The sequence below is a fragment of the Desulfurella multipotens genome (assembly GCF_900101285.1).
In the GTDB taxonomy this organism is placed as follows: Bacteria; Campylobacterota_A; Desulfurellia; order Desulfurellales; family Desulfurellaceae; genus Desulfurella; species Desulfurella acetivorans.
The window spans coordinates 28,348-41,218 of the sequence record NZ_FMYU01000011.1; the positions used below are offsets into that span (position 1 = coordinate 28,348).

Below are 12,871 nucleotides of genomic sequence, written 5' to 3' on the forward strand. Positions count from 1 at the left end.
TTTTCTCTAAGGCGCAAGTCTCATTGAAAATTTCCTTGCAAATTAAATAATTTTTATTATAATAAATGGTGTTTATGAATAAATTTGATTGCTTATCTGTATTGTTTTTGTATCCTCAAAAAAATATAATAGAACCTTATAAAAATTGTGCTGAAAACTTCGGATTAAAATTACCCGAATTGGAAGATTTGCAGGTAGAATATACCAGACTTTTTATAAACGCATACCCAAAAGTTATTGCACCACCATACGAATCATTCTGGAGAGAAAAAGAAATTTACGGAGAAACTACAATTGCAATAAAAAAACTTTACGCTGCATGTGATTTAGATATAAGTAAAAACTGGCATGATCTTCCAGATCATATTGCAGCTGAGCTTGCGTTTTACGCATATTTAGAAGAAAATGATTCGGCTGAAAATCATGATATAAAGTTGCGCTTATTAGAAGAACATTTAAAACTTTGGGTAAATAAATTTTGCGAGGTTATAAAAAACAAAACAAACCTTGAGTATTTCAAAAATTTATCTATATTACTTGAAGAAAGTATTTATAAAGGTTAAATTGATATGAACAGAAGAGATTTATTTGTACTTGGTGCAAAAGTTATACTTGCTGGTTTTGTAGGTTTTATAGGGTTGGATTTTGCACTTGGAGGTAACAATACTAAACGACTGGTACGATTCTTGAAGGATGAAATAAAAAAAGGTTCCAATAACGATGGTGTAAATTATAAAGATAGTGTATTTTTAATAGACCGCGACAATAAAATAGTAGCGCTAAATGCACACTGTACACACTTGGGCTGTATCGTAAAATGGCACAATGATAAAAAAGAATTTATATGCCCTTGTCACGGCAGTGTCTATGACGCATGGGGAAATCGCGTATTTGGTCCAGCACCGCGTGGTCTTTATCATTTAAAATACAAGGTTGAGCCAACCGAAATAGTGGTAGATTATATCAATAAAATGGCGTGAGGTTTTTATGAAACAAATTGGTTTGCATGGTAGAGGTGGACAAGGTGTTGTAGTAGCAGGGGAAATACTTGCTCAGTGTTACTTTGATAGTGGTAAATATGTTCAGTTTATGCCATCTTATGGTGCAGAGCGCAGAGGCTCTCCATCACATTCTTATATTCGCACAGATAATAATAAAATTTACCAGCGCTATGAGATAGAAGAAGAAGATATTTCAGTTATATTTAGTCTCTCTGTAATAGATACTGCAAAATTGAGAGAAAATGGCACTTTAATCATAAATGGCTCAAACTTTAAAGTAAAAGAAAAAAAGATTGATATTTACACAGTGGATGCTAATGCTATTGCGCTATCACTTGGGCTTGGAAGCCCCGCAATTCCCATTATTAATACTACGATTCTTGGTGCTTATTGTAAGGTTACAAATGATTTTTCTTTTGATATATTAGTTAATGCTATAAAATCTAAAATTGATAAAAAAGCCGATTTAAATATAGAAGGTGCCAGGCTTGCATACGAGAGTGTGAGGTGTTTATGAAAAAGGTTTTAGGTGGAAACGATGCGGTTTCACAAGCTGTATCTGTTTGCGATGTAGAAGTTATAAGTGCATACCCAATAACACCACAAACCTCAATAATAGAAAAAATCGCTGATTTAATTTATGCCAAACAAATAAAAGCTCAATTTATTAAAGTAGAATCAGAACACTCAGCAATGGCAGCTTGCATTGGTGCATCCATTGCTGGCTCAAGGACATTTACAGCAACAAGCTCTCAAGGGCTACTTCTAATGCACGAAGTTTTACACTGGGCAAGTGGTGCCAGACTGCCAATTGTGCTTGCCAATGCAAATAGAGCAATAGCTCCTGGTTGGAATATTTGGGCTGAAGCTACAGATTCTCTTTCTCAAAGAGACACTGGATGGGTTCAATTGTATGCTGCAAACTCTCAAGAAGTTTATGATTTTATAATAATGGCTTTTGCGGTAGCTGAAAGGGCGCTTTTTCCTGTTATGGTTTGTCTGGATGGTTTTTTGCTTACACACACAAAAGAACCTGTTGAAATTTTAGAACATGAAACAGTCAAGCAATTGCTTCCAAAAATTAAACGCGATACACTAGATCCAGCAAACCCAAAAGCATATGGTGCACTCGCCTTTCCAAAAGACTATTATATTATAAAAAAAGGGCAACACTTAGATATGCTTAAAGTTTTAGATATTTTTGACAATGTTTCACTTGAGTTTAAAAAAATTACAAATAGACACTATAATCCAGTTGAAGTTTATCCAAAGCCAGATAGTCAGTATTCTATAGTAGCTTTGGGAACGCTTAGTCAAACTGCAAGGTTAGCTGTAGATAACCTAAGAAAAGACGACATTGATGTTAACCTTGTTAAAATAAATATGTTAAGACCATTTCCTCAACAACTATTAAAACAATTGCTAAGTGATAAAAAGCTTATCGTGGTATTTGATAGAGATATCTCACATGGAAAAAGTGGTATTGTAAAAGACGAAATTGCTGGTGGCTTGGATTTGTGCAATGTTGTTGGCTTTGTGGGAGGTCTTGGTGGCGACAAAATTACAGAATCTACAATTGCTAATGCATTTTTAGATGCAAAAAATGCTCAGATAAAAGGATTATTCTTGTGAGGTAAATATGAAAATATCTAAAGATGAAATAGCCCTTCCAAATAATTTAGCCTGCCCTGGATGTGGTGCAAGTCTGGCAATGCGACTTGCGCTTAAAGCTTTAGGCAGAAATACTGTGCTTGTTATACCTGCATGTTGCTGGACAATTATAAATGGTCCTGTTGGTAAAAATTACGCAGGAGTTCCAGTATTTCATACCGCTTTTGAAACTACAGCAGCTGTTGCAAGTGGCATTAAAGCATCCTTTAAGATGCAAGGTAAAGACAGTATAAATGTTGTAGGTTGGGCAGGTGATGGCGGTACATTTGATATCGGCTTGCAAGCTTTAAGCGGTGCAGCTGAGCGAAATGACGATATAATTTATGTTTGCTATGACAACGAAGCCTATATGAATACAGGTATTCAAAGAAGCTCTGCCACACCACACTTTGCTCAAACAACCACAACACCAGAAGGCAAAGATAGACCAAAAAAAGATTTAATGGCTATACTTGCTGCTCACTATGTACCCTATATTGCTTCTGTTTCGCTTGCATATCCACAGGATTTTATAAAAAAATTTGAAAAAGCAAAATCCATAAGGGGCTTTAAATTTATACATATTTTTGTGCCCTGCCCGCCAGGCCAAAAATTTCTTGAAGATAAAACTATTGAAGTGGCAAAACTTGCTGTTGAAACCGGTGTATTTCCACTTTATGAGATAATAGACGGCAAATATGTGTTATCAAAAAAACCTAAATTTACTGATATTACAGAATACTTAAAACTGCAAGGTAGATACAAAAATTTAACACAAGAAAATATTGAATTTTTAAGACAATCAATTCAAAAGAAGTGGGAATATCTAAATAAACGTTTTAATGAATGAGCTTAAGTGGTTAGCGTTTGAAGTAACGCCTAAGTGTAATTTAAACTGCATCCATTGTCGCACAAATGCAAATGCTAATCTTAACGAAGTTTTAACATATAAACAAATAACACAAACTATTGAAGATATTGATAGGCGCTATAAACCCGTACTGGTTTTAACAGGCGGAGAACCGCTTCTTAGATCAGACATTTTTGAGATAGCAGCTTTTGCAAAATCTAAAAATTGGCGAGTAGGGCTTGCCACAAACGGTACATTAGTTGACGAAAAGTTATCATTAAAAATTAAAGCCTATTTTGATATAGTTTCTTTATCTCTTGATGGCTCTACTGCACAAATACATGATAATTTTAGAGCACAAGAAGGTGCATTTGATGCTACAATAAATGCTGCAAAGCTTCTGGCTAAACATGATATCCCGTTTATAATAAATTCTTCTTTTACAAAAAGAAACCAACATGATATAGAAAATACTTACAAACTGGCAAAATCCCTTGGGGCAAAAAGCTGGTATATGTTTATAATCGTGCCTACAGGCAGAGGTGAAAATTTACAAAGCGAACTAATTTCAAAAAACGATTACTATAAAATATTAAAGTGGCATTTTAAACTGGAGCTTCAAGAAAAAACTATGTTTATCAGACCTACTTGTGCACCTGAATATTATGCTATAGTTGATCTATATACCAAAACACACAATGTAGAATATATCAGGCGTTCACTAAGCTTTTCAACCGGTGGGGCAAAAGGTTGTATTGCAGGCCAATCAATCGCATTTATAGCATTTGATGGTTCAGTTAAACCATGCAGTTATTTTTTGCGATCTGCTGGGAATATTATACAAAATTCATTTTTAGATATATGGGATAATTCACCTATATTCCAAAACTTAAGGGACTTTAGCAAATACACTGGAAAATGTAAAACTTGCGATTATATTAGTATATGTGGAGGATGCAGAGCAAGGGCTGATGCATATTTTGGCGATTACTTAGCAATTGATCCTTATTGTTTGTTTTGGAGCAAAAATGCTGGTAAATGATTATGATGCTGTGTTAAATATCATAAAAAATAGCAAAACTGCTCTTTTTTTAACCGGTGCTGGTATGAGTGCAGATTCGGGTATCCCTACATTTAGAGATAAAGAAGGTTACTGGCGCAATTTTCCAGTTTTTAAAGAAAAAGGTTTGGAAGCGCAAGAACTGGCAAGCCCTTACAGTTTCGAAGTAAGACCTCAGTATGCTTGGGCATTCTATGAATGGAGAAGGAGAAATGCTCATTACAATAAACCGCATGAAGGTTACTATGTTATTGTACGTTTAATGAAAGAAGTTTTTAAATCTTCCTTTATACATACAACTAATACAGATGGTTATCATTTACGCTCTGGAGCCGATAAAGACAAAGTTTACGAAGTTCATGGTTCCATGTGGAGATTGCAATGCACAAGAGGGCTTGCATGTAGCTATTTTGTACAAGAAAATTATGATGTTCCGCTTTGTGATTTAGATGAAAAAACTATGCAGGCAAGTAACCTCCCTTATTGTCCTGTATGTGGTAGTTTACTTAGACCAAACATATTGATGTTTGGAGATTGGGATTATATAGAAAATGAATATCAAGCAAATAATTACTATGAATTTATAAATGAGTGCAAATATCCAGATATAATTTTCTTGATAGGATCAAGTGGCGCAGTGCCAACGAATGATTATGTCGCAAATAAATTTAAATTTTATGGTTCTAAAATTATTACAATAAACCCAGCAATTGAATCTACAAATATCTGCAAGCCCCATATATTTTTGCAAGAAAAAGCAAAAAACGCATTATTAAATATTGCGTCAATGATTTTTTAGCTTACTCAAAGCCACTTTAACAAAATCATTAAATAAAGATGCTAGTATTAAATAGAAAACAAGCAAAGCTATTAACTCAAAAGGAAGCTGGCGAACAATAATGCCAAAGCTCATCATTAAAATACCAACTATAAAATCTGCAAGCATTGATACAAGCAATACCCTGCTTGGAACAGATTCCCAGAAATGACCTCTTTCTCTAATCACAAATACATTAAAAATATTGGAAAAGAGCAATATACCAAAACCAAAAGAGTGTAATTGGTCTAAATTTGAAAAAATTGAATAATACTTATCTGCTATATACAATATCACTAACGATTCTAAAACAGTTAAAATACCAATTACGATACTTACATTGACAATGGGTCTGATATTAAATACCTCGGGTTTTTTGCTCCATCTTACATTATCCGTAGAAAATGATATTGTTACAAAATCAATAATAAATAACAATAAAACTACATCCAAAGCAGAAACTACAAATTTTCCAGTAATTAAATATGCAATACATACGAATACAACTGTTTGGAAAGTCTTGACAATCTTATTTACAATCCAGTTTAATACTCTATGATGAATTATTCGACCCATTTTAATCAAATTAACTATAGTACCCAAACCTTCCTGAACCAAAACTACACTGGCTGCTTTTTTTGCAATATCTGTTGCATTGCTTACTGCGATCCCCACTTCGGCTTGCTTTAGAGCTGGAGCATCATTTACACCGTCACCTGTCATACCAACAATCTCATTGCCACTTTGAAGCGCTTTTACAATATAAAACTTATCTTCTGGTAAAACTTCACAAAACCCATCTGCTTTACTTGCAATCTCATATGCTTTTTTTGCATCAGTAGAGATAGCATCTCTTATAATTTGAGGCTCAGCTATGTTATCTCCAATTTCTACTTCTTTTGCAATTTCTTTTGCTATAGGTTTTGCATCGCCTGTGAGCATTTTTATTTTAACACCAAGTTTGCGCAATTCTTTTATAAAAACACTTGAATCTTTTCTGGGTGGATCATATAATGCAGCTATACCAACAAATTCTATATTGGAATCTTTTTCTATAGATATAGCAATTGTTTTGTAACCATTTGTAGCCCACTCGCTAACTGTTTTGTCAAGTTCAGATTTGAGAGTGTGATCTATAATAGGGCATACATTGCAAATGCTTTCATATGCACCTTTTGTTATAATAATTTGCTGAAAATTAAATTTTACAACTGCCTGAGTACGTTTTAATTTTGGATCAAAAGGTATAAAATTTATTTGCTCATAGCCGGATAAATCTATATTTTTTTGTTTACATGCATTAATAAATGCCAAATCTATTGGATCATGATTAGCTTCAAGACTACATAAAGCCCCATAGACATATATATCGTTTTCGCTAAAACCTGATACTGGCTTCACTTTTGACAAAGTCAATTTGTTTTCAGTAATCGTACCAGTTTTATCTGCACAAAGCGTAGTCATTGATGCTACATCTTCTGAAGCATTGAGTCTTGTTACCAATATACCTTTTTTTGATAACTGTTGTGAACCAAGTGCCATCGATACAGTAAACATAGCAGGCAACGCAACAGGAATTGCGCTAACAAGCAAGATAAGCATTAAAGGCAAAAGCGCAAAGAGATTTTCTCCTCTAATATATGAAACTATGAAAGTTATAATAAGAGAACCTGCAACAATAACCATCAAAAATTTTACTACTTTTGTAATCATATGTTCTATATTTAACTTTGGTTTTGCAAGCTCAACCAGTTGTGTGGTTTTTCCAAAATATGTATTGGAGCCTATAAATACAACAACTGCTGTGCATTCACCATTTTTTATTATTGATCCAGAGTATAGTGTATCATTAATTGTTTTTTGTATAAGCTGAGATTCACCTGTTAGAGCAGATTGATCTACACCAACCATACCATCAATGATTTTTACATCAGCTGGTACAAAATCACCTGCTCGAATTCTAATAATATCTCCAATAGTTACTTCTCTTGCATCAATCAATACCCACTGGTCTCTTAGGGTGCGTACCTTTATTGCAAGTTGTTTTTTTAAAGCTTCTACTGCTTTAGAAGATTTAGATTCTTGGTAAAAACTCAGTATAGCGTTAAGTAGCAACAATGCACCTATAAAATAAGCATCCAAATAATGTTTTAAAAAAATTGATAAAATAATTATAAATTCAAGCATCCATGCTGTAAGGCCCCAAAATTTTTTCAAAAATAAAATAACAAGAGATTGCTTTTTTTCTGGTATTTCATTAAAACCAAACTCTTGTTGCCTTTTTTGAGCTTCTTTAGGTGTTAAACCTCTCTCGTTTGTTTCTAGCCGCTCAAATATTTTTTCGTAAGATAGTTCTTTGAACTCTTCTTTTGTCAATAAATTCACTTTATCCTCTCATAAAAACTAATATACAAAACAAATTCATTTAGTCAAATTAATATTTTGAATAAATTTTGTAATAAAAAAATACACACATGATTACTTTAAAATAGCAGGGAACAGTATTTTTAAACCATTTACGATAAATTGCACTGATATTGCAAGCAATATAATACCCATAAGCCTGGAAATTATACCTATACCAATTTTACCCAAATATCTATTCAAATAGGAAGAACTAATCAGAACAAAGTACACAGCAAAACATGAAATAATAATAGCAAAAAAAATTGCTGCATATAAAAATAAGTTTTGAACTGAAGTTGAAAGCGTAATAACAGTAGCAATTGCACCAGGACCAGATAAAAGGGGTATAGCAAGTGGCACAAGAGCAATATTTTCTTTATCTTCTAAATCTGCAAGTTCATCTTTGGATGTACGCTCTTTATGGGGATTACCAAAAACCATATTAATAGAAACCAAAGATAACAAAATACCTCCTGCAACTTCCAGCGAACCTATATTAATCCCAAATATTTTAAAAATTAATTCGCCAAATAAGAAAAAAAATGTTAATATTCCAAAAACAAAATATGTTGAACGCCTTATAATATAGTGTTTATCTTTTTGGGAATAATTTTGTGTTAAACTAACAAATACAGGTATAGCACCAAATGGATTAAGTATAGCAAAAATAGAAACAATGCTTTTTAATGTAAAAGAAAAAAACTCAACTGTATTAAAACTAGTTGTCATAGGTTAATTATAATACCTAATTTTAAATAATTCAATAAAACACCAAAATTTAAAAACTTAGCATATATTCTTAACTAATGGATTATAATAAAGATTTTTTTCTTGCAAATAGCTAATATTTAAATATATAATTTTGTTAACAACAAAAAAGGAGGTTAAAATGGCGCAAGTATTTGATTTAAGCTGTTTACAAAGTTTAGTCAATTATTCTTTTGCAAATATCGCAAGAGTAAAAAAAGAGTTGAATTTAGATGAATCTATCAACTCATTAGATTTTTTTTGCATTGCAATTTTAAAATTTGACAATCAAAAAAACCTTAAATATGCCGTTGAAATTTTGAATAAGATACTTAGGAATTCTGATGCATTTTTTAACGAAGGCAATAATTTTATCTACTTAGTTTTACCAGGAACAGATGAATCTGGAGCTACCTACATCCTTGAAGATTTTAGAGAATTTTTGGGCAATACATTTAAATATAAAGTATTAGAATTAAAACAAGATAATACAAAAGATTTAGGAAAAATTCTATTTGATCTCAAAAAAATCCTGTAAGTAAATTACAACTTGACTTTTTTTTAACTTCATAATAAGATTATTAAAGTATTGCCGGGGTGGTGAAACTGGTAGACGCGCTGGACTCAAAATCCAGTGGGGGCAACCCCATGCGGGTTCGATTCCCGCCCCCGGCACCAACAATATTTTCCATATTTCGAAAACAAGATATTTATGTGTAAAAACGGTAAGGTAGTTTATATTATAAAGGTGGGACAAACCCACCTTTAATATATATAGGTTAGTATCTACTTATGAGTTCGTATGCAGATTGGGTTGCAGTGTAAATGTCTGCTACCCTTGCCGCATCTCCAATAATTTCAACATTTTTAAACTTGTCTTTAATTTGCTCATACAAAGCCTTATTTGGCTTTGTACCAATGCTAGAAATGATTGTGTCAAATTTGCCTAAATTTATTACTTCATCTTCCTGTCTAGCAAAAACACCTTCGTTTGTAAATTCTTCAACACTTGTTGCTACAAATATTTTTACATTTGGGTTATTTTTTAGCCTTGTAAGTGTAAAATCCTGCGTTAATTCACTTAATATATCAACACCCACCACCTCAAAACCCTGGTTAGCCAGGATTTCCATAGCTTCCCTTCCAATTAAGCCAATACCCAATACAAGTACCCTTTTGCCTTTCGGTTGGGCAACTGATTCAAAAAAACTAAATGCATCTATTACATACTCATTCTCAATGCCTTTAATATTTGGTATTTGCGAGTTGGCACCAGTTGCTACAACAACTAAATCAGGATTTTGCTCTTTTAATTTTTCATAATTTGCTTCTTCGTATCTAAACTCAACACCTCTTCTTTTTGCTTCGTTTATAAGAGCATTTAGTGGCTTTAGCATTGCGTCTTTGTATGGAGCTTTTGTTGCAAGTATAAATTGTCCGCCAAGTTCTTTCTTTTCAAAAACAATAGCATCATAACCTTTCATTTTAGCATAAATACCTGTAGCAATTCCTGCTGGACCACCGCCAGCTATGCAAACCTTAAGTTTTTTACCTGAAGGTTCAAAGAATTTCTTATCTACAAAAGGATTTGTAATACACCCAAGACCTATTCCGCTTCTAACATTGTACAAGCATCCCTGCAAACAACCACCACAGTACCAAATTTTGTCTAACTCATCATTTAACAATTTATTTACAAAATATTGGTCTGCCACAAGAGATCTGCCCAGCCCAAAAAAGTCAACCCATCCTTCTTCAAGTAAAGCCTTTATCCTATCAGGGTTACCCATTCTACCATCAATAATAATAGGTAAATCAATTAAGCTCTTCAGTTTTTTAAATGATTCGATTTGTTTATCTGTGGGCGTTGAAGCATAACTGTAATACCAAAGCGGCGTATCGCATGCATTCCCAAGACCTGCGTGTACCGCTTTAATACCGTATTTTTTAGCCAAATTAATTAATTCCACATTGTCTTGTTCAACAATCCCATCCTCAACAAATTCATTTGCAGATACTCTCAAAATTAACTCTAAACCATTACTAAAATTAGCTACTTCTCCAAAAACTTCTTTTGCAAAAAGTAATTTATCTTTTCCGTACTCATCATTTCGCTTATTGGTACGATCCTTTAAGAACTGGGCAATTAAATAACCCATGCCAGCCTGTATTTCTATTGCATCGAATCCTGCTTTTTTTGCCCTTACAGTCGCTTTTCCAAAAGCCTTAACAATTTCTTTAATTTGCTCTTTAGTAAGCTCTTTTGGTGTTTGCATAGTAGATGGACACATTACAGCACTTGGAGCCAAAACCACGCCACTTGCTTTGGGATTTGCAGCTCTACCTGCATGATTTAAATTTATACATGCCAAAGAACCATTATCGTGTATAACCCTTGTTATCTTTGAAAGCTCATCTATACAATAATCCTCATCAATGCATAATTGCTTTGGATGTTCTCTACCACTTTTTAATACAGCTGTGGGTTCAATAATTATTAGCGCAACCCCGCCTTTTGCTAAATTTTCATAGTAATTTAGATGCCTTTGGTTTACATGTGATTCTAAATCTGCATAAGCAGTCTTAACAGGTGCAGCAATAAACGGATTTTTTAAATGAAGCAAACCTAAACTTTTACCTTCTATCTTCATATCAAACCTCCTATTTTTGTTTAAATTATATCAAAAAAAACGCTTAGTCAATATATGACTAAATAAAAGTTCAAAAATCTCTTGACAATTTTTTAAAATAGAATTATCTTTGAATTTGTGAATGCAAAAAAAATTATTATCTTAGTATTTGTACTATTTTTGGTGTTAATAGGTTACAAAGTATATACACACTTATCATACGAATACAAAGTTAAAAGAGCTCTTGAATTGTTAAAAAATCAGCCTGTAATAGATATTTACTTTCCAGCAAAACCTATTATTATTAAAAAAATCTAGACCATTTTGCGTGGATCCAAAATTTTTTCAGCCTGCTCTTTAGATAATATACCTTTTTCTAATACAACTTCTTTTATTGTTTTGTTTGTTATGTAAGCTTCGTGTGCTATTGCAGCGGCCTTATCATATCCAATAATCAAAGCAAGAGGTGTAACAAGGGCTAAAGAATTTTCTATGAAACTATTTATACGTTCTTTATTTGCTCTAATTGGTAAAATACATTTTGTACTAAAATCATCAATTACATTAGACATTATATTAATGGCTTCGTTTATATGATAAATAATAGCTGGCATCATTACATTTAGCTCTAATACACCTGCTTGAGCACACATATTAATTATTTGTGAGTAACCAATTACACTATAGGAAACCTGCAGCACTGACTCTGGAATAACTGGGTTTACTTTGCCTGGCATAATTGAGCTACCTGGTTGCAAGTCTTTTAAAATTAGCTCACCAATGCCGCATCTTGGGCCACACGATAAAAATCTTATGTCGCTTGCAATTTTTATCATACTAGAAGCTAATGTTGATAAACTTGATGCAAAAAAATTTACAGCATCTTTTGATGCAATGGCTTCAAATAAATTAGGTGCCTGTTTATAATCTGTATTGGTAAATTCAGAAATTTTTTCTATTGCAAGCCAGGCAAACCCTTTTGGTGCGTTTAAACCAGTCCCAACTGCTGTTGCCCCTAAAGCCAGTTCTTTTAAACCTTCCAAAGCAAATGTGATACGCTTTTTATTGTTAATAATCTGAGTCTTATATGCCCCAAATTCATCAGATAACCTAATAGGTACAGCATCCTGCATGTGTGTTCTTCCAATTTTTATAATATTTGCAAATTCTTTTTCTTTGTACTCTAATGCTTCTTCAAGGCCATTTAGCGCTGGTAAAAGCTTCTTTTTTGAAAGCTCTACAATCATTATATGCATTGCAGTTGGGATTGTATCATTGCTAGATTGGCCTTTATTTACATCATTGTTTGGATGAACAAGTTTTTCACCTTTTTTACCTCCCAAAATCTCTGTTGCTCTGTTTGCTATTACTTCATTAATGTTCATGTTTGTTGAAGTACCAGAACCTGTTTGATAAACATCTACAGGAAACTGATTATCAAACTTATGATCTAAAATTTCTTTACAAGCTTGGATTATTGCATCAGCTTTTTTCTCTTCAATGTATTTAAGCTCTTTATTACTTAAAGCGCAGGCAAGCTTAACAGTAGCTAAAGCATATATGAAATCCAAAGGCATAGATTTACCTGATACCTTAAAATTTTCTATAGCTCTTTGTGTTTGAGCACCAAAATATGCTTCATCTGGAACCATAACTTCACCCATAGAATCTGTTTCTTTTCTCATACAGCCTCCTTGTTTTTTATTAATT

At 33.0% G+C, this 12,871-nt stretch carries 13 protein-coding genes and 1 tRNA gene; 10 read left to right on the forward strand and 4 right to left on the reverse strand.

Going from position 1 to position 12,871, the window contains the following annotated elements:
* Positions 1 to 74: 74 nt before the first annotated feature.
* Genes BLQ93_RS07705 through BLQ93_RS07735 form a run of 7 tightly spaced genes read left to right on the forward strand, consistent with a single transcriptional unit; the run spans position 75 to position 5,360 of the window.
* Positions 75 to 563, forward strand: coding sequence for a TorD/DmsD family molecular chaperone (locus tag BLQ93_RS07705; RefSeq protein ID WP_159427515.1), 489 nt, complete (start codon positions 75 to 77; stop codon positions 561 to 563).
* 6 nt (positions 564 to 569) lie between these two features.
* A complete protein-coding gene (locus BLQ93_RS07710) occupies positions 570 to 980 on the forward strand; it encodes a QcrA and Rieske domain-containing protein (protein ID WP_092129397.1) in 411 nt (136 codons plus the stop codon).
* A gap of 7 nt (positions 981 to 987) precedes the next feature.
* Positions 988 to 1,518: a 2-oxoacid:acceptor oxidoreductase family protein gene (locus tag BLQ93_RS07715; protein WP_092129399.1), complete on the forward strand. Its 531-nt coding sequence runs from the start codon at positions 988 to 990 to the stop codon at positions 1,516 to 1,518.
* A complete protein-coding gene (porA, locus tag BLQ93_RS07720) occupies positions 1,515 to 2,633 on the forward strand; it encodes a hypothetical protein (protein ID WP_092129401.1) in 1,119 nt (372 codons plus the stop codon). Before BLQ93_RS07715 ends, porA begins: the two co-directional genes overlap by 4 nt.
* Positions 2,634 to 2,640: 7 nt before the next feature.
* Complete coding sequence (locus tag BLQ93_RS07725; RefSeq protein WP_092129403.1) at positions 2,641 to 3,501, forward strand: 3-methyl-2-oxobutanoate dehydrogenase subunit beta; 861 nt, start codon at positions 2,641 to 2,643, stop codon at positions 3,499 to 3,501.
* Positions 3,494 to 4,543 carry a radical SAM/SPASM domain-containing protein gene (locus tag BLQ93_RS07730; protein ID WP_092129405.1) on the forward strand — a complete coding sequence of 350 codons (1,050 nt, stop codon included), beginning with the start codon at positions 3,494 to 3,496 and terminating at the stop codon, positions 4,541 to 4,543. The genes BLQ93_RS07725 and BLQ93_RS07730 overlap by 8 nt, the downstream gene beginning before the upstream one ends.
* Positions 4,530 to 5,360, forward strand: coding sequence for an SIR2 family NAD-dependent protein deacylase (locus tag BLQ93_RS07735; RefSeq protein WP_092129407.1), 831 nt, complete (start codon positions 4,530 to 4,532; stop codon positions 5,358 to 5,360). Before BLQ93_RS07730 ends, BLQ93_RS07735 begins: the two co-directional genes overlap by 14 nt.
* Here the strand turns inward: BLQ93_RS07735 and BLQ93_RS07740 are convergent.
* The gene (locus BLQ93_RS07740) at positions 5,346 to 7,763 is read right to left on the reverse strand and encodes a plasma-membrane proton-efflux P-type ATPase (protein WP_092129409.1); all 2,418 of its coding nucleotides are present in this window, start codon (positions 7,761 to 7,763) and stop codon (positions 5,346 to 5,348) included. The two genes, BLQ93_RS07735 and BLQ93_RS07740, sit on opposite strands and share 15 nt — an antisense overlap.
* A gap of 93 nt (positions 7,764 to 7,856) precedes the next feature.
* Positions 7,857 to 8,513 carry a MarC family protein gene (locus BLQ93_RS07745; RefSeq protein WP_092129410.1) on the reverse strand — a complete coding sequence of 219 codons (657 nt, stop codon included), beginning with the start codon at positions 8,511 to 8,513 and terminating at the stop codon, positions 7,857 to 7,859.
* Between the two features lie 160 nt (positions 8,514 to 8,673).
* Here BLQ93_RS07745 and BLQ93_RS07750 point away from each other — a divergent pair, with 160 nt between their 5' ends.
* The gene (locus BLQ93_RS07750) at positions 8,674 to 9,069 is read left to right on the forward strand and encodes a hypothetical protein (RefSeq protein WP_025391399.1); all 396 of its coding nucleotides are present in this window, start codon (positions 8,674 to 8,676) and stop codon (positions 9,067 to 9,069) included.
* Positions 9,070 to 9,122: 53 nt separating this feature from the next.
* A tRNA-Leu gene (locus tag BLQ93_RS07755) sits at positions 9,123 to 9,209 on the forward strand.
* Positions 9,210 to 9,310: 101 nt separating this feature from the next.
* Here BLQ93_RS07755 and BLQ93_RS07760 read toward each other — a convergent pair.
* Positions 9,311 to 11,182, reverse strand: coding sequence for an oxidoreductase (locus BLQ93_RS07760; protein WP_092129412.1), 1,872 nt, complete (start codon positions 11,180 to 11,182; stop codon positions 9,311 to 9,313).
* 117 nt (positions 11,183 to 11,299) lie between these two features.
* On the opposite strand from BLQ93_RS07760, the gene BLQ93_RS07765 reads away from it, so the two are divergent.
* Positions 11,300 to 11,479: a hypothetical protein gene (locus tag BLQ93_RS07765; protein WP_092129413.1), complete on the forward strand. Its 180-nt coding sequence runs from the start codon at positions 11,300 to 11,302 to the stop codon at positions 11,477 to 11,479.
* Here the strand turns inward: BLQ93_RS07765 and BLQ93_RS07770 are convergent.
* Entirely contained in the window at positions 11,476 to 12,846 is a 1,371-nt protein-coding gene (locus BLQ93_RS07770; protein WP_092129415.1) for a class II fumarate hydratase, read from the reverse strand. The genes BLQ93_RS07765 and BLQ93_RS07770 overlap by 4 nt on opposite strands.
* Positions 12,847 to 12,871 lie beyond the last annotated feature (25 nt).

Bases quoted from the DNA above. Each gene is read 5' to 3' on its own strand.
- BLQ93_RS07715 (WP_092129399.1), top strand. From the start codon at position 988: ATGAAACAAATTGGTTTGCATGGTAGAGGTGGACAAGGTGTTGTAGTA.
- BLQ93_RS07770 (WP_092129415.1), bottom strand. From the start codon at position 12,846: ATGAGAAAAGAAACAGATTCTATGGGTGAAGTTATGGTTCCAGATGAA.
- BLQ93_RS07735 (WP_092129407.1), top strand. From the start codon at position 4,530: ATGCTGGTAAATGATTATGATGCTGTGTTAAATATCATAAAAAATAGC.
- BLQ93_RS07760 (WP_092129412.1), bottom strand. From the start codon at position 11,182: ATGAAGATAGAAGGTAAAAGTTTAGGTTTGCTTCATTTAAAAAATCCG.
- BLQ93_RS07705 (WP_159427515.1), top strand. From the start codon at position 75: ATGAATAAATTTGATTGCTTATCTGTATTGTTTTTGTATCCTCAAAAA.
- BLQ93_RS07750 (WP_025391399.1), top strand. From the start codon at position 8,674: ATGGCGCAAGTATTTGATTTAAGCTGTTTACAAAGTTTAGTCAATTAT.
- BLQ93_RS07745 (WP_092129410.1), bottom strand. From the start codon at position 8,513: ATGACAACTAGTTTTAATACAGTTGAGTTTTTTTCTTTTACATTAAAA.
- porA (WP_092129401.1), top strand. From the start codon at position 1,515: ATGAAAAAGGTTTTAGGTGGAAACGATGCGGTTTCACAAGCTGTATCT.
- BLQ93_RS07710 (WP_092129397.1), top strand. From the start codon at position 570: ATGAACAGAAGAGATTTATTTGTACTTGGTGCAAAAGTTATACTTGCT.
- BLQ93_RS07725 (WP_092129403.1), top strand. From the start codon at position 2,641: ATGAAAATATCTAAAGATGAAATAGCCCTTCCAAATAATTTAGCCTGC.
- BLQ93_RS07730 (WP_092129405.1), top strand. From the start codon at position 3,494: ATGAATGAGCTTAAGTGGTTAGCGTTTGAAGTAACGCCTAAGTGTAAT.